Here is a 21,764-nt window from a genome sequence, read left to right as displayed (position 1 = left end):
TAAAGAGATTTACTGATTTAAGTCAGTGTTCTTATAGTACTTGGTGCCTTTGCCGGTGATTTCAGCGGCAAGGCCAGAGTCTGTCAATTGGTACATTAAAACTCCTGGAGCAACCACAGTGGCATCCTGGTATGCACCACCATCTTTTTCGTATTTCGCAGCAGCGGTTACCTGGCCACCAAAAGTCCAGCCTGAGTTAATAAAGTCGTTCATCGCCGCTTCGGTTTCAAATACAAAAATATTCTGAAAGGATTTGATGCCAAAACCCAAGCCAGCCTGAACTTCAGCCATATTCATGTAGACGGGCTTCTTGTTTGCTTTGTTAATCACAACGCCGCTACCAGTTCCACCTCCCGCAATCAGAATTTTCATGCCAAAGTTGCTAAAGGTCGCATAACCTACGGATTTATCTACGAGCTCTTTGGATTTGGGTTGTACTTTATATAGGTGTCTCAAAATGTCATCATTCTTTTTGAGGATTTCTTGGCGTTGCTGGGCCACTGTTTTATCTGTTCCAAATGGGTTTGAAAATTGCGCCAAAACAGCACTGTTTAGGCAGAAACAGAGGGTAAAGAGGGTTGCTAATGAGCGGAAAATTGGATTCATTATTTGTAAGTTATTGATTAATATAGATAATTTAATAAATTGCTGTGTTATTTATATCAATAGCATACCAATATCTAGTGTCTTACTCGCTCTTTTGGGGCGCAGTCTGCTACAATTCGATGGCTTTGATTTATAAAGCTTTTTTGTTTTATTTTGTTAATCGCACGACACGGATTGGGTGAAAGCTCAAGTGTTCGCAAGTAAGGAGTATTAAAAATGGCAGTTGCTGATATCAAAACGGCGGAAATCGTCAAAGAAAACGCGCGCAGCGCAAACGATACGGGTAGCCCTGAAGTTCAAGTTTCATTGCTCACAGCCCGCATCAATGAATTAACCCCCCATTTCAAGGCTAACGCTAAAGATCATCACAGCCGTCGTGGTTTGTTGAAGATGGTTTCACGTCGCCGTCGCCTCTTGGATTACCTCAAAGGCAAAGATTTGGATCGCTATCGCGCATTGATTGAGAAATTAGGTCTCCGTAAGTAATTCTTATCGGTATGCAATGCCATCTATCTTAGGATTGTTTCTTTGCGGATCCAGTCTTAAGCAGATGGCATGTTTTTTGGGCGCTTCAAGATTATTTGTGTATGGGATTGTGTCATTCCAATGAGCTTCTGATAGTTGATTCAGAGCCTCCCTGGAATGGCATCCCTTGTGATCTTAAATCGCTCCAGTGTTGTCGTGACACTGCTTTATCCCACGACAAGCGCAACTCTCATGTGAGTTTTGCGTGAACAATTTGGAGAAGATCAGAATGACAATGTTTAAAAAAGCAGTAAAAAGTTTTCAATGGGGCAATCATCAAGTAACTATGGAAACAGGCGAGATTGCTCGTCAGTCCGGTGGTGCCGTTATTGTTAACGTCGATGACACAGTAGTTATGGGCACAGTAGTTGCCTCTAAGTCTGCAAAGCCTGGCCAGTCATTTTTCCCGTTGACTGTTGACTATCTAGAAAAAACATACGCAGCAGGTAAGATTCCCGGCGGCTTCTTCCGTCGTGAAGGTCGTCCATCAGAGGGTGAGACATTGATCTCCCGCTTGATCGATCGTCCATTGCGCCCACTTTTCCCAGAAGGCTTCTTGAACGAAGTTCAAGTAGTGGTTCACGTGTTGTCTATCAACCCTGATGTTCCTTCTGATATTCCTGCTTTGATCGCTGCTTCTGCAGCATTGGCTATTTCAGGCATCCCATTTGCTGGTCCAGTTGGCGCTGCACGTGTTGGTTACGCTAATGGTCAATACCTCTTGAACCCAACTCGTACTGAGCAAGCTACTAGCGAGCTCGACTTGATCGTTGCTGGTACACAAGCCGCTGTATTGATGGTTGAGTCTGAAGCTAACCAGCTTTCTGAAGAAGTCATGTTGGGTGCAGTTGTATATGGTCACGACCAAATGCAAACAGCAATCAATGCAATTAATGAATTGGTTTCTGAGGCTGGCAAGCCAGAGTGGGATTGGACAGCTGCTCCTAAAGATGAGCCATTTATCGCCAAGGTTACTGCTTTAGCCGAGGCGCCATTGCGCGAGGCTTATCAGATTCGTCAAAAAGGCGCTCGTTCAGACAAGCTCAAAGAAATTACTAAAGAAGTAGTGGCGAAGTTGCAAGAAGAAGGCGATGTTGATGCGGTAGCTGTTAACGACATCTTGTTTGAAATCGAAGCGAAGATTGTTCGTAGCCAGATTTTGAACGGTGAGCCACGTATTGATGGTCGTGATACACGCACTGTTCGTCCGATTGAAATTCGTAATGGCGTATTGCCACGTACACACGGTTCTGCATTGTTTACCCGTGGTGAAACACAGGCTCTTGTTGTTGCTACTTTAGGTACTGCACGTGACGAGCAAATTATTGATGCGCTCGAAGGTGAATACCGCGATCGTTTCATGTTCCACTACAACATGCCTCCGTTTGCTACAGGTGAAACTGGCCGCGTAGGTAGCCCTAAGCGCCGCGAAATTGGTCACGGTCGTTTGGCTAAGCGCGCTTTGATTCCAGTATTACCAAGCCCAGAAGATTTTGCATACAGCATTCGGGTTGTTTCAGAAATCACTGAGTCCAATGGTTCGTCTTCAATGGCTTCTGTTTGCGGTGGCTGTTTAGCAATGATGGATGCTGGTGTTCCAGTTAAAGCACACGTTGCTGGTGTAGCAATGGGCTTGATCCTCGATGGCAACCGCTTTGCTGTGTTGACCGATATCTTGGGTGACGAAGATCACTTGGGTGATATGGACTTCAAAGTAGCCGGCACTGCTAACGGTATTACCGCACTCCAGATGGATATTAAGGTTCAAGGTATTACTAAAGAAATTATGCAAGTTGCTTTGGCGCAAGCTAAAGAAGGTCGCTTGCACATCTTGAGCAAAATGCAAGAAGCAATGGGTTCAGTTCGTACAGAATTGTCAGCCCATGCTCCACGTATGGTTTCTTTCAAGATTCATCCAGACAAGATTCGTGAAGTAATCGGCAAAGGCGGCGCAACAATTCAAGCCTTGACTAAAGAAACTGGCTGCAGCATCGACATCAAAGATGACGGTACTGTAACCATTGCTTCTACTTCCGCTGAAGGTATGGCTGAAGCTAAAGCGCGTATCGAAGGTATCACCGCTGAAGCTGAAGTAGGCAAGATCTACGAAGGCCCAGTTGTGAAGTTGCTCGAATTCGGCGCTTTGGTCAATATTCTTCCTGGTAAAGATGGTCTCTTGCACATCTCTGAGATTTCTAATGAGCGTGTAAAAGAAGTTAAAGATTATTTGGCAGAAGGCCAAGTGGTTCGCGTGAAACTGCTTGCCGCTGATGAGCGTGGTCGTTTACGTTTGTCATTGAAAGCTGCGATGGCTGATGAAGGTGGCACGATCGCTCCTTTAGCTGGCGCTGCTGAAGTTGCTGTTGAGGCAGCTCCTGCATCCGACGAAACTGCTTAAGTAATAATCAGCGGGAGTATTTATGCGCGTTATTGAAATTAAAGAATTTGGCACCCCAGAAATGCTGGTGCCAACTACTCGACCCGATCCAGCAGCTCCTGCTGCTGGGACCGGCGAAATTTTGATCAAAGTTCTTGCTGCTGGAATTAATCGACCTGACGTTTTGCAACGTAAGGGGCATTACCCGGTTCCAGCTGGCGCATCTGATATTCCCGGTCTTGAAGTTGCCGGTGAAATCGTCGGCGGTGATTTATCTCATCCTGACAATGTATTTGGCTTAAAGCTGGGTGATAAGGTTTGTGCACTCGTTCAAGGTGGTGGTTACGCTGATTTGTGTACTGCGCCTGTAGCCCAGTGCTTACCTTACCCTAAGGGGTTTTCTGACCAAGAAGCTGCAGCCTTGCCTGAAACGTTTTATACCGTATGGAGCAACGTCTTCATGCGGGGTCAATTGGCCGAAGGCGAAACTTTATTGGTTCAAGGTGGCTCCAGTGGTATCGGCGTGACTGCAATCCTGATCGCCAAAGCCTTAGGCCATAAAGTATTTGTAACTGCTGGTACGGATGAAAAATGTGCCGCATGTGTAGCATTAGGTGCTGATCTCGCCATCAATTACAAGACACAAGATTTTGTAGAAGAAGTGAAGAAGGCAACTGATGGCAAAGGCGTTAACGTCATTCTTGATATGGTGACTGGCGCTTATGTACAAAAAGAAATTGACTGTCTCGCTGATGATGGTCGCATTGTGATTATTGCCATTCAAGGTGGATCAAAAGCAGAAGTGAGTACCAATCAGATTCTGCGCCGTCGCTTAACGATTACTGGCTCAACCTTACGTCCACGCCCAGTTTCATTTAAGAAGCAAATTACCAAACAGCTTTTTGAGAATGTTTGGCCTTTGCTCAATGCTGGCAAACTAAAGCCAGTCATTTATAAAACGTTTATGCTAGATCAAGCGGCAGATGCTCATGCATTGATGGAGTCATCCGAGCACGTTGGCAAAATTGTTTTAACTGTTTAGAAATATTCATTACCCCTATGCGACCACTCATCGTTATCGGCAATTGGAAAATGAATGGCAGTCTTGCAAGTAATCAAGATTGGATCAAGACCGTTGCTCGTGGCATGGAGAGTGGAATGCCATCAGGACGTAAATATGCGGTTTGCCCGCCATTTCCGTATTTATCCCAATGTGCACAGTTGATTAAAGAGTATTCATTGGCTTTTTTGAATCTAGGTGCACAAGACGCATCAGCCCATAGTTCAGGCGCTTATACCGGTGAGGTTGCGGCCTCAATGCTCAAAGAACTTGGTTGTACTTATGTCATCGTTGGGCACTCTGAGCGCCGTCAAATGCACCAAGAGGTTGATGAGGCTATTGCTGCTAAAGCCCTCGAGGTGTTGGACAATGGCATGACTCCAGTAATTTGTGTGGGTGAGACTGCTGATGAAAGAAATTCGGGCAGGGCGGAAGAGATTGTTTGTGCTCAAGTTGCAAAGCAGGCGGGTGTTTTACAAGATCGTCTTGCTGACTGCCTAATTGCTTATGAGCCAGTATGGGCGATCGGTACGGGTAAAGTTGCCAGCGCCCAAGTTGCACAAGATATGCATCGTGCTATTCGTCTGCAATTGGCTGAATTTAATGAAGATGTTGCATCTCACGTTGGAATTTTGTACGGCGGCAGTGTCAAGCCTGACAATGCTGTTGAATTATTTGCCATGCCAGATATAGATGGTGGATTGGTTGGGGGAGCATCCTTGAACCCCCAAGACTTTCTAGCCATTTGTCAGGCATAGATTTTTTATTTGGAGATAAGCTGTGGAATGGTTTAAGACTTTATTGATCGTATTGCAGGTAATTTCAGCTTTGGCTGTCATTCTATTGGTGCTATTACAGCAAGGTAAGGGTGCCGATATGGGTGCAGCCTTTGGCTCAGGCTCTTCTGGCAGCCTCTTTGGTGCTAGCGGATCCGCTAATTTCTTGTCTCACACAACGGCTGTTTTTGCAGCAGTTTTCTTCCTTTGTACTTTAGGAATTACTTGGATTGGCAATAAGAAGGAAGTAAGTCCTGGGGTCCTCTCGGGAACTGTAGCACCGGCAGCAACGCCAGCCGCTCCAGTAGCCCCAACACAGGACCCAAGTAAACCAGCAGTTCCTAAGTAAAACAGTAGGCTTTTACAGATTTTCTAGCCCAGAATTTGGGTTAGTGCACTTGTGCAATGCAGTAGAATTGATGAGTTTTGCAAGATGCCGACGTGGTGAAATTGGTAGACACGCTATCTTGAGGGGGTAGTGGCTTAGGCTGTGCGAGTTCGAGTCTCGCCGTCGGCACCAAAAAAGGGTATTGATGAGCATTTTTTGCTCTAAATCAATATCTTATGTAGTGGAATAAGTAATAATTTGTTGTTTTTAAGTATTACCAGACAAACGAATCAGGGCTATTTTGAATCTCGCTAATTACTTTCCTGTTCTGCTTTTTATCCTCGTAGGTATTGGGGTGGGATTGGTCCCCATGTTCCTCGGAAAAATCTTGGCTCCTTCGAAGCCTGACGCTGAAAAGCTCTCTCCCTATGAGTGCGGTTTTGAAGCTTTCGAAGATGCGCGTATGAAGTTTGACGTGCGTTACTACTTAATCGCCATTCTCTTCATCCTTTTTGACTTAGAAACTGCATTCCTATTCCCATGGGGTGTAGCTCTACGTGACATTGGATGGCTTGGCTACGCCTCTATGGTGATTTTCTTATTGGAATTCATTGTGGGATTTGTATATATCTGGAAAAAGGGCGCTCTCGACTGGGAGTGATAGATATGGCATTAGAAGGCGTACTTAAAGAAGGTTTTGTCACCACCACTGCGGATCAGTTAATTAACTGGACGCGTAATGGCTCCCTATGGCCTATGACCTTCGGTCTGGCTTGTTGTGCTGTAGAGATGATGCATGCGGGTGCCTCCCGTTATGACTTGGATCGATTTGGAGTTGTATTCCGCCCATCTCCACGTCAATCCGATTTGATGATTGTTGCCGGCACTTTGTGCAACAAGATGGCTCCAGCACTCCGCAAGGTTTATGACCAAATGCCAGAACCGCGTTGGGTAATCTCTATGGGTTCCTGCGCCAATGGCGGTGGTTATTACCATAACTCTTATTCAGTAGTACGCGGTTGCGACCGCATTGTGCCAGTCGATATTTATGTTCCAGGATGCCCTCCAACTGCAGAGGCGCTGATCTACGGAATTATTCAGCTACAGTCCAAGATTGCTCGCACGAGCACGATTGCGCGGAAGGCTTAAGTTATGTCAGATCGTTTAATTCAATTAGCAGCCAACTTAGAAAAAGTTTTAGGTAAGCGCGCTAAATCCATTGAGATTGCATTAGGTGAGGTGACTGTAGTTGTTAATGCGGACACTTATTTTGAATCTGCCATGTTGTTACGTGATGATCCTTCACTTGCTTTTGAGCAATTGATTGATCTGTGTGGTGTTGACTATCAAGATTTTCGTGATGGAGCATGGAGCGGTCTGCGCTTTGGCGTTGTAAGTCATCTACTTTCTTTGCAACACAACTGGCGTTTACGTGTTCGTGTTTTTGCGCCCGATGATAGTTACCCATTAGTAGCCTCAATTACACCAGTTTGGGCTGCAGCCAATTGGTTTGAGCGTGAAGCTTTCGATCTCTACGGCATTCTATTTGACGGTCACGAAGACTTGCGTCGCATTCTGACTGACTATGGCTTTATTGGTCATCCATTTAGAAAAGATTTCCCAATCAGCGGTAATGTGGAAATGCGCTATGACCCAGAGTTGAAGCGCGTTGTCTATCAACCGGTCACGATTGAGGCTCGCGAAATTACTCCACGCATTGTTCGTGAAGAGCAGTACGGAGGTCCGGTTTAAGTCATGGCACAAATTAAGAACTACACCCTCAATTTTGGTCCTCAGCATCCTGCAGCGCATGGCGTATTACGTCTAGTGCTTGAACTCGATGGTGAAGTGATTCAACGCGCTGACCCGCATATCGGTTTATTGCATCGCGCGACAGAAAAATTAGCTGAAACACGTACTTGGATTCAAAACGTTCCTTACATGGATCGTTTAGATTACGTTTCCATGATGTCCAATGAGCATGCCTATGTCATGGCCATTGAAAAATTACTGCAAGTTGATGTTCCGTTGCGTGCTCAATATATCCGCGTGATGTATGACGAGCTCACTCGTTTGCTCAATCACTTGCTTTGGATTGGTTGTCATGGTCTGGACGTTGGTGCAATGGCTGTCTTCTTGTACGCTTTCCGTGATCGCGAAGATATCTTTGATATGTATGAGGCGGTATCTGGTGCACGTATGCATGCCGCTTACTATCGTCCAGGTGGCGTTTATCGTGACCTGCCTGATCAAATGGCTCAGTACACCAAGAACAAGATTCGCAGTACATCTGCCATTAAGCGTTTGAATGAAAACCGTAGCGGCACATTATTGGACTTCATTGAGCAATTTACCAATGGCTTTGATGCTAATGTGGATGAGTACTGCAACCTCTTAACTGATAACCGTATTTGGAAGCAACGATTGGTGAATATCGGTATTGTGACTCCAGAGCGTGCATTGCAGCTCGGATTCACCGGTCCGATGCTACGTGGTTCAGGTATCGAATGGGATTTACGTAAGAAGCAACCATATGAAGTCTATGACCGTTTAGATTTTGATATTCCTGTGGGTGTGAATGGCGATTCTTATGATCGTTATTTAGTGCGCATGGAAGAAATGCGTCAATCTAATCGCATCATCAAACAGTGCGTAGCTTGGTTAAAGGCTAATCCAGGTCCTGTGATGAGCGACAACCATAAGGTTTCCCCACCAAAGCGCGTGGATATGAAAACCAATATGGAAGAGTTGATTCACCATTTCAAATTATTTACTGAAGGCATTCACGTTCCAGATGGCGAGGCTTACTCAGCCGTTGAGCATCCTAAAGGTGAATTTGGTATTTACTTAATTTCTGATGGTGCGAATAAACCCTATCGTATGAAGATTCGTGCGCCAGGATTTGTGCACTTGTCGGCAATGGACGAGATGTCACGTGGCCACATGTTAGCTGATGCGGTAACGATTATTGGTACCCAAGATATTGTGTTCGGGGAGATTGACCGCTAATAAGGCGTGCCAAGGAATATTTAATGACTACGACTCTGCAACTATCCGATAAAACACTAGCTGATATTCATCGCAATATCGCTAAGTATCCTGCTGAGTATAAGCAATCCGCTGTGATGGCTTGTTTGATTGCCGCTCAAACTGAGGTGGGCTGGGTTTCTCCTGAAGTGATTGAAACGGTTGCCCAGATTTTAGAAATGCCAAGCATTGCTGTTGATGAAGTCGCAACTTTCTACAACATGTACAACACAAAGAAAATTGGTAAATACAAATTGGTAATTTGCACTAATTTGCCATGCCAATTAACCCATGGTGAAACTGCAGCAACATACCTCAAAGAGACTTTAGGTATTGGCTACAACGAAACTACTCCATGCGGTACTTTTACCTTGAAAGAGGGTGAGTGCATGGGTGCCTGTGGTGATTCACCTGTCATGTTGGTGAATGACAAGCGCATGTGCAGCTTTATGAGCAAAGAGAAGATTGATGCTTTGTTAACTGAATTACGTGCAGAAGGGAAAGCAGCATGACCAGCTTGCACGATCGCCATATCAAGCCTTTAATCCTCGCTGGATTAAATGGAGATAACTGGCGTTTAAAGGATTACGAAAGTCGTGGGGGCTATCAACAACTACGTCGTTTAATTAATGACAAAGTAGCTCCTGATGCCATCATTGCTGAATTAAAAGCTTCTTCATTACGTGGTCGTGGAGGCGCAGGCTTTCCAACAGGTTTGAAGTGGAGCTTTATGCCCCGTCAATTTCCGGGGCAAAAATATTTAGTTTGTAATAGCGATGAAGGTGAACCCGGTACTTTTAAAGACCGTGACATCATGCGCTATAACCCACACGCTTTGATCGAAGGCATGATCATAGGTGCCTACACAATGGGGATTACTGTTGGTTACAACTACATCCACGGTGAAATCTGGGATGTGTATTCTCGCATCGAAGAGGCGCTTGAAGAAGCGCGAGCAGCAGGATATCTGGGTGACAAAATTTTAGGAAGCGATTTTTCCTTCCAGTTACACGCATCCCCAGGTTGGGGTGCTTATATTTGTGGTGAAGAAACGGCCCTGCTTGAATCTTTAGAAGGTAAGAAAGGGCAGCCACGCTTTAAGCCACCATTCCCGGCAAGTTTTGGCCTATATGGCAAGCCAACCACAATCAATAACACTGAGACATTTGCTGCTGTGCCATTTATTTTGGCCATTGGCGGTCCAGCCTATTTGGAGCTTGGAAAACCCAATAATGGTGGAACCAAAATATTCTCGGTATCGGGTGACGTAGTTCATCCAGGCAACTATGAAATTCCTTTGGGAACCCCATTTTCAGAGCTCTTAAAGCTTGCTGGCGGTATGCGTGATGGCAAGGCTTTGAAGGCTGTGATTCCCGGCGGATCTTCTGCACCAGTAATTCCTGGTGCGCAGATGATGGATCTGACTATGGATTACGACAGTATTGCAAAAGCTGGATCTATGTTGGGATCTGGTGCCGTGATTGTGATGAATGAAACACGTTGTATGGTTCGTGCCTTGGAGCGTTTGTCCTATTTCTATCACGAAGAATCATGTGGTCAATGCACACCATGTCGCGAAGGTACTGGTTGGTTATGGCGCATTGTTCATCGCATTGAACATGGTGAGGGGCGTCCAGAGGATTTGGATTTGCTCAATGACGTAGCTGCCAATATTCAAGGTCGTACGATTTGCGCTTTAGGTGATGCAGCAGCAATGCCGGTACGTGGCATGTTGAAACATTACATGGATGAATTTGCGTATCACGTAGAACATAAGCGCTGCTTAGATTCTGCACAACCTTTATAAAGATTTAGAGCACGGGATATCTAAAAGTGAGCATGGTAGAAATCGAATTAGATGGTAAGACTGTAGAAGTTCCGCAAGGTTCGATGGTGATGCACGCCGCGAACAAGCTCGGCACCTACGTTCCTCACTTCTGCTATCACAAGAAGTTATCGATTGCCGCTAACTGCCGCATGTGTTTGGTTGAAGTAGAGAAGGCTCCCAAACCTCTTCCCGCTTGTGCTACACCAGTAACTCAAGGTATGAAGGTGTTTACGCATTCTGCCAAAGCCGTAGAAGCCCAGCGTTCAGTCATGGAATTCTTGCTCATTAACCATCCATTAGATTGCCCAATTTGCGATCAGGGTGGCGAGTGTCAGTTACAGGACTTAGCAGTTGGTTACGGAAAATCAAACTCACGTTACGATGAAGAGAAGCGTGTTGTCTTCCATAAGAATGTTGGCCCATTGATCTCCATGCAAGAGATGACGCGTTGCATCCATTGCACTCGTTGCGTACGCTTCGGCCAAGAAGTTGCCGGTGTTATGGAGCTGGGTATGGTCAACCGTGGTGAGCATTCCGAGATCACCACCTTCGTTGGTCAGACGGTAGATTCAGAGTTGTCTGGAAACATGATTGATTTGTGTCCAGTTGGTGCTTTAACCAGCAAGCCATTCCGTTATGCAGCGCGTACTTGGGAATTAGGCCGCAAGCGTTCAGTTAGTCCTCACGATAGCTTAGGTGCGAATACTACAGTTCAGACTAAAGCTAATAAAGTCATGCGTGTAGTTGCTCTAGAAAACGAAGCCATTAATGAATGCTGGATTAGCGATCGTGATCGCTTCTCTTATGAAGGTTTAAATAGTGCTGACCGTGTAACCACGCCAATGGTGAAGCAGGGCGGCCAGTGGTTAGAAACAGATTGGCAGTCAGCTTTAGATTATGTTGCTCATTCTCTGAAAACAATTTCAGCAGAAAGTGGTCCTGAGTCCATTGGTGCTTTAGCCCACCCAATATCTTCCACTGAGGAATTGCACCTCTTGCAAAAGTTAGTGCGTGGCCTTGGCTCCAATCAAATGGAAACTCGATTGCGCCAAACGGATGTAAAAAATGCAGCAGCAGCGCCATGGTTGGGAATGCCAATCGCCAAGATCAATGAATTGGATCGTGTATTAGTTATTGGTAGTTTCTTGCTCAAAGACCAGCCTGTATTGGCTGCTCGTATTCGTACTGCCAGCAAACGCGCTTTGCAAGTATTGCGTATTGATGCAGGTGGTGATGACTGGTTGATTCCAAGTAGCGGTATTTCAGTAGCTCCAAGCGCATGGTTGAATGCATTGAGTGAAGTTGCACTTGCTGTTGCAAAAGCAAAATCATTAACAGCGCCAGTTGGCACATTTAATTTAACTATTTCTCCTGCGGCGCAGAAGATTGCCGATAGCTTGCTTTCCGGCGAGTCAAAAGCTGTACTGCTTGGTTCTGCTGCTATTGCGCATCACCATGCTTCTGACTTGCACGTTATGGCGCAATTTATTGCTGATCAGACTGGTTCTACTTTAGGCTTCTTGCCAGTTGGCGGCAATGCAGTTGGCGCATCTTTAGTGAATGCTAACGGCGTGGGTGTTGAGTCAATCTTATCTGGCGAACGTCGCGCAGTGATCTTGATGAATATCGAGCCAGATTCAGATTTGCCAAACCCAGCAGCTGCTCGTGCAGCTTTGGCAAAGGCTAATACCGTTATTGCTTTGAGCGCCTATAAGAGTGCTGACTTGATGGAGGTAGCTGATGTCATTCTGCCTACTTCAGTGTTCTCAGAGACAGTCTCAACCTTTGTGAATTTAGAGGGAAGAGTTCAAACGGTACAGCCTTCAGTAAAACCTTTAGGTGATTCACGTCCAGCATGGAAAGTATTGCGTGTATTGGGTGGGCTCTTAGGTTTAGACGGTTTCTTGTTTAATGCTCCTGAGGAAGTCCTGGGAGAAGCATTGGACGATGGTTATTGCAATCGCTTAAATAACAAAGCTACTAGCTCTTCGATTGCCAATGGAAATCTAGCTCCTTTCAATGGTCTCGAGCGTTTGGCTGATGTCAACATTTATGCTGGCGACCAAATCGTACGGCGTTCTTCAGCCTTGCATTTAACGCGTGATGCTAAGCGCGGCAATCAGGTAGGCCTAAATAAAATTACTTTCGCTGAATTGGGTCTCAAAGAGGGTGATGCAGTGCGCGTTACCCAAGACTCTCATTCAGTCGATATGCCGGCAACATTAGAAGTTAATTTAGCGCCTGGAGCTGTCAGAATTTCTGCTGGCACCATGGCTAGTGCCAAATTGGGATCGATGTTTGGTCCAGTAACTATTAGTAAGGCATAAGGGACGAGATGGATAATTTCTTGAACCTCATTACCACTCAAGGTGAGGCTATTTTTGGCTCATTGTGGCCCTTGGTTTGGGCATTGATTCGTATTGTGATCATCGTATTGCCGATGTTTGGTTGCGTTGCCTATCTAACCCTTTGGGAAAGAAAATTGATTGGCTGGATGCATATTCGTCTTGGCCCAAATCGCGTAGGTCCACTGGGTTTATTGCAGCCAATTGCTGACGCATTAAAGCTCTTGATGAAAGAGATCATTGCACCTGCTCAAGCTAGTAAGGTTTTGTACTTTATTGCACCAATCATGGTGATCATGCCTGCATTTGCTGCTTGGGCGGTGATTCCATTTCAGGCGAAGATGGTTTTGGCTGATGTAAACGCAGGCTTGCTTTATATCATGGCTATTTCCTCTATTGGTGTTTATGGGGTCATCTTGGCTGGTTGGTCTTCTAACTCTAAATATCCATTCCTCGGTGCAATGCGCGCTTCAGCCCAAATGATCTCCTATGAGATTGCAATGGGTTTTGCATTGGTTACCGTCTTGCTTACCTCGGGTTCATTAAATTTAAGTGCCATTGTTACTTCACAAGAGCAGGGTTACTTTGCCAGCATGGGCCTTAATTTCCTCTCGTGGAATTGGTTACCTTTATTACCAATGTTCTTGATTTACTTTATCTCTGGCGTTGCTGAAACAAACCGCCATCCATTTGACGTGGTTGAGGGTGAATCTGAGATCGTAGCTGGACACATGGTTGAGTATTCAGGCATGTCTTTTGCCATGTTCTTCTTGGCTGAATATGCCAACATGATTTTGATTGCAGCTGTTGCATCCATCATGTTCTTAGGCGGTTGGTTGCCGATTGTTGACTTGCCAATCTTGCGTGATATTCCAGGGTTCTTCTGGTTATTTGGTAAAACATTCTTCCTCTTATCCTGCGTTATTTGGTTACGCGCTACATTACCGCGCTATCGCTATGACCAAATCATGCGTTTGGGTTGGAAAATATTTATTCCCATCTCAGTATTTTGGGTGGTTGTTATCGGCGCGTGGGTTGTCTCACCATGGAATATTTGGAAATAAGTTGATAAATCATGTTTAAGAAAATTTCCCAATTCCTCGATAGCTTGATGCTAAGAGACATCTTGGTTGGTATGTCTATTACTGGTCGCTATCTCTTCAAGCCAAAAATTACCGTTCAATACCCCGAAGAGAAGACGCCGTTGTCTAGTCGCTTCCGTGGTTTGCACGCACTTCGTCGCTATGAAAATGGTGAAGAGCGCTGTATTGGCTGCAAGTTATGTGAAGCAGTTTGTCCGGCTTATGCCATCACTATTGAAACTGCTGAGCGTGATGATGGCACTCGTCGCACCAGTCGTTATGACATCGATCTCACAAAATGTATTTTCTGTGGTTTCTGTGAAGAGGCTTGTCCAGTAGACGCCATTGTTGAAACAAATATTTTTGAGTATTTTGGCGATAAGCGCGGTGACTTGTATTTCACCAAAGATATGCTTTTAGCTGTAGGCGATAAATACGAAAAAGATATTGCCGCTAACCGTGCAGCTGATGCACCTTACCGTTAATCGAATCGAGCTTAACTAATATGACATTCGATCCATCTACTTTATTTGCCATGTTCTTCTATGGCTTTGCAGGCTTATTGGTGTTTTCTGCGCTTCGTGTGATCACGGCTTGTAACCCAGTGCATGCAGCACTATTTCTGGTATTGGCGTTCTTTTGTGCATCAGGCCTCTGGATGTTGCTCAAAGCCGAATTCTTGAGCTTGGCTCTGATTTTGGTCTATGTTGGCGCAGTGATGGTTCTGTTCCTCTTCGTGGTGATGATGTTGGACTTAGATGTTGAACATTTACGTCGCGATTTCAAAAAGTTTCTGCCAGTTGCCTTCTTGATGGGTGCCGTTATTGTTCTAGAGCTGTCGATTGTGATCATTCGTAGCTTTATCGGAACCAATGCTCCAGTGCAGCCTATGCCAGAAGAAATGATGGCTAACAATACCCAAGCTTTGGGTATGCTGATCTTTGTAGATTATGTATACGCCTTTGAGGTTGCTGGTGTGATCTTACTGGTGGCAATTATTGCCGCTGTAGCATTGACATTGCGTAATCGCAAAGACTCTAAATCGCAGAATATTCACGAGCAAGTCAATGTCGTTGCAGCAGATCGCATGCGCATTGTGAAAATGGGTTCAGACATGGCTGCAAAGCAAGATATAAGAGGGGAGAAGAAATGAATATCACTCTCGCTCATTATTTAGTGCTGGGTGCGATCTTATTTGCAACTAGCGTTATCGGAATTTTCTTAAACCGTAAGAATGTCATTGTTTTGCTAATGGCAATTGAGCTGATGCTTCTCTCGGTGAACATGAACTTTGTGGCTTTCTCCCATTATTTGGGTGATATGGCTGGTCAAGTATTCGTATTCTTTATTTTGACTGTGGCAGCTGCTGAGGCGGCTATCGGCTTGGCAATTTTGGTTGTGCTCTTCCGTAAGGTTGACACGATTAATGCTGATGATCTTGACCACCTAAAAGGCTAGTCATGCAATTGACCTTAAACATTCCTGTACTTTGCGCCATTCCTTTGGCGCCATTAGTCGGCTCTATCATCGCTGGCTTCTTTGGCACTAAATTAGGCGGCAATCGCATTGGTCATGGCGCAAGTCAGTTCGTGACTATTTTGGGCGTAACCATTGCATTTGTACTTTCCTGCAATGTATTAGTTCAAGTGATGGATGGCTTCTATTTCAACGGAACTGTTTACCATTGGATGCAATTGGGCGAACTCAATTTAGATATTGGCTTCCTAATTGACCCTTTAACGGCAACGATGATGTGCGTAGTGACCTTTGTGTCATTGATGGTTCACATTTATACCATTGGCTATATGCATGGTGAAGAAGGTTACAACCGCTTCTTCTCCTATATTTCTTTATTTACCTTTGCCATGTTGATGTTGGTAATGAGTAATAACTTGTTGCAACTCTTCTTTGGCTGGGAAGCTGTGGGTGTGGTTTCTTATTTGTTGATTGGCTTCTATTTTGAGCGCCAATCCGCTGTATTTGCCAATATGAAGGCTTTTTTAGTTAACCGCGTCGGTGACTTTGGCTTCATCTTGGGCATCGGTATTCTGCTGGCCAGTACTGGCTCGATGCAATATGACGTGATCTTCTCTCAGAATTCTGCTTTAGCAGCCCAGACATTGCCTGGTACTAGCTGGAATTTAATGACGGTTGCTTGTATCTGCTTGTTTATTGGTGCAATGGGTAAATCCGCTCAATTCCCATTGCATGTTTGGTTGCCTGATTCGATGGAAGGCCCAACACCAATCTCTGCTTTGATTCATGCCGCAACCATGGTTACAGCCGGTATTTTCATGGTGTCACGGATGTCACCACTGTTTGAGCTTTCAGATGTCGCGCTGAGCTTTATTTTGGTGATTGGTTCAATCACAGCGCTCTTTATGGGCTTCCTTGGTATTGTGCAAAACGATATTAAGCGTGTTGTTGCTTATTCGACCTTATCTCAGCTGGGGTATATGACAGTCGCTTTGGGTGTATCTGCATATCCAGTGGCTATTTTCCATTTGATGACGCACGCTTTTTTTAAAGCATTGCTATTCCTTGCTGCAGGTAGCGTAATTCTTGGTATGCATCATGAGCAAGATATGCGCAAGATGGGCGGTCTTTGGAAATATATGCCAATTACTTGCCTCATGATGTTGCTGGGTAATCTGGCGTTGGTAGGGACTCCATTCTTCTCAGGCTTCTATTCAAAAGATTCCATTATTGAGGCGGTGGCTGCAAGTCATATCCCTGGTTCAGGCTTTGCCTACTTTGCAGTCATGGCTAGCGTATTCGTAACAGCCTTGTACTCATTCCGTTTGTATTTTTATGTATTCCACGGTAAAGCACGCTGGGGTCATGAGGGTTCACATGCTCACGACCATCATCATGATCATGCGGAGCAGGGTGACGATCATGCGCATCATGGTTTAGCTCCAGGTCAAAAGCCACATGAATCACCATTCGTTGTCACTTTGCCATTGATCCTTCTGGCAATTCCATCCGTGATCATTGGTTTCTACACCATCTCTCCCTTGTTATTCGGAACTTACTTTGGCGATTCCATCTTTATTGACTTAGCACGCCATCCGGTGATGAAAGAATTGGAAGATGAGTTCCATGGTCCGATTGCAATGGCAATTCATGCATTCACTTCACCAGTCTTGTTGTTGGTAGTACTTGGCGTGTTGACTGCTGCGATTGGTTATCTCTGGGCGCCCAAGCTACCAGCCAAAGTTGCCGAAACATTTGCACCAATTAAAAAATTATTTGATAACAAGTATTACCTCGATGAAATTAACCAAGCTGTGTTTGCTAAAGGCCTTATTTGGATCGGCAGTTTCTTATGGCATCGTGGCGATCAAAAGATCATCGATGGTTTCTTTGTTAATGGCAGTGCGCATGCAGTAGGGCGCTTTGCCGGAGTAATTCGTCATTTGCAATCCGGTTATCTCTACCACTATGCCTTCGCAATGATTGCGGGCCTAGCAGTATTGTTGGCTTGGGTTTTGTATGCTTACCTGCCTTTTGTTCGCTAGGCCTTTGTTACTTAAGTAGCCACTATGATTCTTTCTTACGCCATTTGGACCCCGATTGTCTTTGGACTCATTATTTTGTTTTATGGGTCTGAAAGATCAACTGCCGGTGTACGCTGGTTGACGCTGATCGGAGCGGTACTTAGCTTTATTGCAACGCTTCCATTGTTGATTAATTTTGATATCGCTAATTCTGGAATGCAGTTTGTTGAAAAGGTCAGCTGGATTCCACGTTACGACATTAACTATTACCTAGGTATTGACGGTATTTCTGTTTGGTTTATTGTGCTTACTGCATTCATTAACGTTATTGTGGTGATTGCAGCATGGGAAGTCATTCAAACCAAGGTATCGCAATACATGGCTTCGTTCATGATCCTGTCTGGACTAATGATCGGCGTATTTTGCGCTCTTGATGCATTGCTTTTCTATGTATTCTTTGAGGCGACATTAATTCCGATGTACATCATTATTGGTGTATGGGGTGGCCACAACCGTATTTATGCGGCATTTAAGTTCTTCTTGTATACCTTGCTTGGCTCTTTACTTACTTTAATTGCCATGCTGTATCTGTACAACGTGACTAATACATTCGATATTCTGGCTTGGCAAAATGCCCGACTAGATATTGTTGAGCAGATCCTATTGTTTGCAGCATTCTTTATGGCGTTTGCTGTCAAGGTTCCAATGTGGCCATTACATACTTGGCTACCAGACGTCCACGTTGAAGCGCCAACAGGTGGCTCAGTAGTCTTGGCTGCCATTATGTTGAAGCTCGGTGCATATGGCTTCCTGCGCTTCTCTTTGCCAATCGCGCCAGATGCGAGCCAGTACTTGGGCCCATTTGTTATCTTCCTGTCTTTGGTTGCTGTGATCTATGTAGGTGCAGTTGCTCTTGTTCAAAAAGACATGAAAAAACTGGTTGCCTATTCTTCAGTTGCTCACATGGGCTTTGTAACCTTAGGCTTCTTCCTCTTTAGTCCGCTGGGTATTGAGGGCGGCATTGTGCAGATGATTTCACACGGCTTTGTTGCCGGTGCGATGTTCTTGTCCATTGGCGTGCTTTATGACCGCATGCATACCCGTCAGATCGCTGATTACGGTGGCGTAGTGCATCGCATGCCTGCATTTACTGCATTTGCCGTACTAATGGCGATGGCCAACTGTGGTTTACCTGCTACCTCTGGTTTTGTTGGTGAATTCATGGTGATCTTGGCTGCTGTTGATTACGACTTTGTCATCGGTATCCTAGCTGCTACAGCATTGATCTTAGGCGCCGCTTATTCCTTGTGGATGGTGAAACGTGTATTTTTCGGTACCGTTAACAATGCCCACGTTGAAGAGTTAAAGGATTTGAACGGTCGCGAATATTTCTTGATGGCAGTTTTATCTATCTGTGTAATTGGTATGGGTGTCTATCCAAAACCATTCACGGACATCATTCATCCAGCTGTAATTAATCTGTTGCAGCATGTTGCTGTCAGCAAACTCTGAGTAAGTACAAATGCAAGCATTCGACCTTTACGCCATCCTGCCGGAACTTGTTTTACTCATAGCAACCTGCTTGTTATTGGTTGTTAGCGTTTATGTTCGCGAAAGAGTGATATCTACCCCTGGTGTTGAGCAAGACATCTTTCATACTCCGCGTGGAGTTGGCTTCGTGTACTTTTTCTCACTGATCTTGTTGGCCTATCTCATTTTTGCTTTTATTAGCCGCATGGGCGATCCAGCGCTTGTAGCAATGAATGGCCTATTTCAGTCTGATCCATTTTCTAACTTGCTCAAGGCATGTTCATGCATCGCTGTTTTGGTGAGCTTGATTTACTCCAAGCAATATTTGATGGATCGTGCCTTGTTCCGTCCTGACTTCATTGTCTTGGCTCTGCTTGCTTTGCTTGGCCAGTTTGTATTGATCTCTGGTGCAAATCTATTAACTCTATACCTAGGCTTGGAGTTGATGGCTTTGCCTACATACGCATTGGTTGCAATGCGTCACAGTAGCGAAAAGAGTGTGGAAGCTGGTATTAAGTACTTTATCTTGGGTGCATTAGCATCTGGTTTCTTGCTCTATGGCATGTCGATGCTCTATGGTGTCACCGGATCGCTTGACCTTATTGAGATCTTTAAAACGGTTGCCGACCCTCGTGTAAACCATTTGGTGATGGCGTTTGGCTTGGTATTTATTGTTGCTGGTTTGGCCTTTAAGTTGGGTGTGGTGCCATTTCATATGTGGGTACCAGACGTTTATCAAGGTGCTCCAACAGCTGTTACTTTAATGATTGCTGCAGCACCCAAGCTAGCTGCCTTTGCTTTGTTATTCCGTTTATTGGTAAATACTTTATTGCCTTTACTAGGCGACTGGCAGCCAATGCTTGTCCTGTTAGCAGTTCTATCGTTAGTTGTTGGTAATGTGACTGCGATAGCGCAAACCAATATCAAGCGCATGCTGGCTTATTCTGCCATTGCGCAAATGGGTTTTGTGCTATTGGGCATGCTATCTGTTTTCGATGATCACGCATTTAGTGCGGCAATGTTCTACGCCATTACTTATGTGCTAACAACGCTTGGCACGTTCGGCTTGTTGATGGCTTTGTCACGCAAAGGTTATGACTGCGAAACCTTGGATGGTTTAAAAGGCCTCAATAAGAAGCATCCGTGGTTTGCTTTTATTGGTCTGGTGATGATGTTTTCCTTGGCTGGTATTCCGCCTACAGTCGGTTTTGCTGCTAAGTTAGGTGTTTTGGAAGCTTTGGTGGATGCGGAGCATACATTCTTAGCTGTAATTGCTGTGATCGCCTCTTTGATTGGTGCTTTTTATTACCTCAGAGTGGTTAAGGTAATGTACTTCGATGAGCCTGAGCATGAGATTGCAGTTTCTGGTTCGGGCTTTGCCAAGGGAATCTTGAGTCTCAATGGCATTCTGGTTTTAGTTATCGGTATTGTTCCTGCGGGTTTAATGAGTCTTTGCTTGGATGCAATGCGCCGTACCTTATTAGGGTCTTAAAAGTAATCAAATTCTATCTAAAGGCTCCGTAAGGGGCCTTTATCATTTCAGGTACCATCAAAATGACATTCAATTTAGCTAATCTAGTTTAATCAATAACAGACGGAATATGTACTAAGACCCATGACTGAAAAATCATTTGAAGATCTACCGACTGGTGATGAGCATTTACGTGAAGAGCGTCTATCTGGCGAAGATATTTACGGCGGCATCTTTTTAAAGATGAAGCGAGATAAAGTCTCATTGCCTGATGGTGAAGAGGCGATACGCGAATATTTAACTCATCCGGGTGCGGTAGCTATTGTTGCGATCTTAGATGATGGTCGTGTGTTGCTCGAGCGACAATATCGCTATCCGATTGCAAAAGCCTGCATTGAAATTCCTGCTGGAAAGTTAGACCCCAAGGAAGATCATCTGGTTTGTGCTCAGCGAGAGCTTGAGGAAGAAACTGGGTATACAGCCAAAAAATGGAGTTTCATTCGTCGTATTCATCCTGTGATTTCGTATTCAACAGAGTTTATTGATATCTATCTGGCAGAGGAGCTGATTCCCGGTAAAAGCCATCTAGATGATGAAGAATTTTTGGACGTATTTGCTGCTCCATTGGAGCAATTGATATCCTGGGTTGAGAATGGTGAGATTACAGACGTCAAAACCACGATAGCCACCTATTGGCTTGATCGCTATCGTAGGGGCTTAGTAAAACCGCATCCAATCGAATAGGTTGTATTCAAACCCGATTAAAATGGGGGTATTGAATTTATCGTTTTTGCCCTTATATACGTTTTATGAAAGTTTATAACTTAGCCTGCCCCCTAGACCATCGCTTTGAAGGATGGTTTGCTTCAGAAGAAGATTGCCTTGCTCAGCAGGACAAGGGGATGCTTGCTTGTCCAGTATGCGACAGCACGGAAATCACTCGCATGCCTTCAGCGCCGCATATTGGCAAATCATCGTCTACCGAGTTAACTGTATCCAAGCCTCAATCCGAAAATTTAAGCGGGGGCGTCGTTGCTCTTACTGGTAGCGATCATTCGCACTTAGAGGCTCAGGTACAGGCCGCCTTTTTGAAAGGTATGCGTGAGCTAATGGGTCGCTCTGAGGATGTTGGCAATTCCTTTGCTGATGAAGCTAGAAAAATTCACTACAAAGAATCTCCTGAGCGAAGTATTCGTGGGCAAACTACTTTCGATGAGGCTGAAGCCTTGAGAGAAGAGGGCATCGATGTGCTCTCGATGCCAATGATTCCTGCTCTAAAAAATACACTCCAGTAATTTTCTACTTCATA

At 44.9% G+C, this 21,764-nt stretch carries 22 protein-coding genes and 1 tRNA gene; 22 read left to right on the top strand and 1 reads right to left on the bottom strand.

Translation table 11 applies throughout. From position 1 onward, the window contains the following. Positions 1-9: 9 nt before the first annotated feature. Entirely contained in the window at positions 10-606 is a 597-nt protein-coding gene (locus ICE89_RS02380; protein ID WP_216264692.1) for a YSC84-related protein, read from the bottom strand. Positions 607-822: 216 nt separating this feature from the next. Between ICE89_RS02380 and rpsO the strand changes: the two genes are divergently transcribed. The 22 genes from rpsO to ICE89_RS02270 all read left to right on the top strand — a co-directional run bounded on the left by rpsO (position 823) and on the right by ICE89_RS02270 (position 21,750). Then, the gene (gene rpsO, locus ICE89_RS02375; protein ID WP_068323724.1) at positions 823-1,092 is read left to right on the top strand and encodes a 30S ribosomal protein S15; all 270 of its coding nucleotides are present in this window, start codon (positions 823-825) and stop codon (positions 1,090-1,092) included. Between the two features lie 268 nt (positions 1,093-1,360). Then, a complete protein-coding gene (pnp, locus tag ICE89_RS02370; protein WP_216264690.1) occupies positions 1,361-3,529 on the top strand; it encodes a polyribonucleotide nucleotidyltransferase in 2,169 nt (722 codons plus the stop codon). Between the two features lie 22 nt (positions 3,530-3,551). Then, positions 3,552-4,550 (top strand): NAD(P)H-quinone oxidoreductase, encoded by a 999-nt coding sequence (locus tag ICE89_RS02365; RefSeq protein WP_216263842.1) that lies wholly within the window; start codon positions 3,552-3,554, stop codon positions 4,548-4,550. Positions 4,551-4,567: 17 nt separating this feature from the next. Next, positions 4,568-5,326: a triose-phosphate isomerase gene (gene tpiA, locus ICE89_RS02360; protein ID WP_216264688.1), complete on the top strand. Its 759-nt coding sequence runs from the start codon at positions 4,568-4,570 to the stop codon at positions 5,324-5,326. A gap of 22 nt (positions 5,327-5,348) precedes the next feature. After that, a complete protein-coding gene (gene secG / locus ICE89_RS02355) occupies positions 5,349-5,693 on the top strand; it encodes a preprotein translocase subunit SecG (RefSeq protein WP_215319874.1) in 345 nt (114 codons plus the stop codon). An 86-nt stretch (positions 5,694-5,779) separates the two neighbouring features. Then, a tRNA-Leu gene (locus tag ICE89_RS02350) sits at positions 5,780-5,864 on the top strand. Positions 5,865-5,973: 109 nt separating this feature from the next. Then, entirely contained in the window at positions 5,974-6,333 is a 360-nt protein-coding gene (locus ICE89_RS02345; protein WP_012357790.1) for an NADH-quinone oxidoreductase subunit A, read from the top strand. A gap of 5 nt (positions 6,334-6,338) precedes the next feature. Next, positions 6,339-6,821, top strand: coding sequence for an NADH-quinone oxidoreductase subunit B family protein (locus tag ICE89_RS02340; RefSeq protein ID WP_011902891.1), 483 nt, complete (start codon positions 6,339-6,341; stop codon positions 6,819-6,821). Positions 6,822-6,824: 3 nt separating this feature from the next. Then, complete coding sequence (locus ICE89_RS02335; RefSeq protein ID WP_215356890.1) at positions 6,825-7,424, top strand: NADH-quinone oxidoreductase subunit C; 600 nt, start codon at positions 6,825-6,827, stop codon at positions 7,422-7,424. A 3-nt stretch (positions 7,425-7,427) separates the two neighbouring features. Continuing rightward, on the top strand, positions 7,428-8,681 hold the full coding sequence (locus ICE89_RS02330; protein ID WP_216153393.1) for an NADH-quinone oxidoreductase subunit D: 1,254 nt from the start codon (positions 7,428-7,430) through the stop codon (positions 8,679-8,681). 23 nt (positions 8,682-8,704) lie between these two features. Further along, positions 8,705-9,211, top strand: a complete 507-nt coding sequence (gene nuoE / locus ICE89_RS02325) for an NADH-quinone oxidoreductase subunit NuoE (protein ID WP_216264686.1) — start codon at positions 8,705-8,707, stop codon at positions 9,209-9,211. Continuing rightward, positions 9,208-10,506, top strand: coding sequence for an NADH-quinone oxidoreductase subunit NuoF (gene nuoF / locus ICE89_RS02320; RefSeq protein ID WP_216264684.1), 1,299 nt, complete (start codon positions 9,208-9,210; stop codon positions 10,504-10,506). Before nuoE ends, nuoF begins: the two co-directional genes overlap by 4 nt. Positions 10,507-10,538: 32 nt before the next feature. Continuing rightward, positions 10,539-12,854 carry an NADH-quinone oxidoreductase subunit NuoG gene (gene nuoG, locus ICE89_RS02315; RefSeq protein ID WP_216265009.1) on the top strand — a complete coding sequence of 772 codons (2,316 nt, stop codon included), beginning with the start codon at positions 10,539-10,541 and terminating at the stop codon, positions 12,852-12,854. Between the two features lie 8 nt (positions 12,855-12,862). After that, entirely contained in the window at positions 12,863-13,936 is a 1,074-nt protein-coding gene (gene nuoH / locus ICE89_RS02310; protein ID WP_072582485.1) for an NADH-quinone oxidoreductase subunit NuoH, read from the top strand. A gap of 11 nt (positions 13,937-13,947) precedes the next feature. Further along, positions 13,948-14,439, top strand: coding sequence for an NADH-quinone oxidoreductase subunit NuoI (nuoI, locus tag ICE89_RS02305; protein WP_215319862.1), 492 nt, complete (start codon positions 13,948-13,950; stop codon positions 14,437-14,439). A gap of 20 nt (positions 14,440-14,459) precedes the next feature. Continuing rightward, the gene (locus tag ICE89_RS02300) at positions 14,460-15,107 is read left to right on the top strand and encodes an NADH-quinone oxidoreductase subunit J (protein ID WP_216263848.1); all 648 of its coding nucleotides are present in this window, start codon (positions 14,460-14,462) and stop codon (positions 15,105-15,107) included. After that, entirely contained in the window at positions 15,104-15,412 is a 309-nt protein-coding gene (gene nuoK / locus ICE89_RS02295; RefSeq protein WP_072582482.1) for an NADH-quinone oxidoreductase subunit NuoK, read from the top strand. The genes ICE89_RS02300 and nuoK overlap by 4 nt, the downstream gene beginning before the upstream one ends. A 2-nt stretch (positions 15,413-15,414) precedes the next feature. Beyond that, positions 15,415-17,475: an NADH-quinone oxidoreductase subunit L gene (gene nuoL, locus ICE89_RS02290; protein WP_216264682.1), complete on the top strand. Its 2,061-nt coding sequence runs from the start codon at positions 15,415-15,417 to the stop codon at positions 17,473-17,475. A gap of 24 nt (positions 17,476-17,499) precedes the next feature. After that, a complete protein-coding gene (locus ICE89_RS02285) occupies positions 17,500-18,966 on the top strand; it encodes an NADH-quinone oxidoreductase subunit M (RefSeq protein WP_216264680.1) in 1,467 nt (488 codons plus the stop codon). Positions 18,967-18,976: 10 nt separating this feature from the next. Then, positions 18,977-20,476, top strand: a complete 1,500-nt coding sequence (gene nuoN, locus ICE89_RS02280; RefSeq protein WP_216263851.1) for an NADH-quinone oxidoreductase subunit NuoN — start codon at positions 18,977-18,979, stop codon at positions 20,474-20,476. Between the two features lie 123 nt (positions 20,477-20,599). After that, entirely contained in the window at positions 20,600-21,199 is a 600-nt protein-coding gene (locus tag ICE89_RS02275; protein ID WP_216263852.1) for an NUDIX domain-containing protein, read from the top strand. Between the two features lie 65 nt (positions 21,200-21,264). Continuing rightward, positions 21,265-21,750, top strand: a complete 486-nt coding sequence (locus ICE89_RS02270; RefSeq protein ID WP_216263853.1) for a DUF1178 family protein — start codon at positions 21,265-21,267, stop codon at positions 21,748-21,750. Positions 21,751-21,764 lie beyond the last annotated feature (14 nt).

The sequence above is a fragment of the Polynucleobacter sp. AP-Kaivos-20-H2 genome, assembly GCF_018882215.1.
In the GTDB taxonomy this organism is placed as follows: domain Bacteria; phylum Pseudomonadota; class Gammaproteobacteria; order Burkholderiales; family Burkholderiaceae; genus Polynucleobacter.
This window is presented reverse-complemented; position numbering and strand designations above follow the sequence as displayed.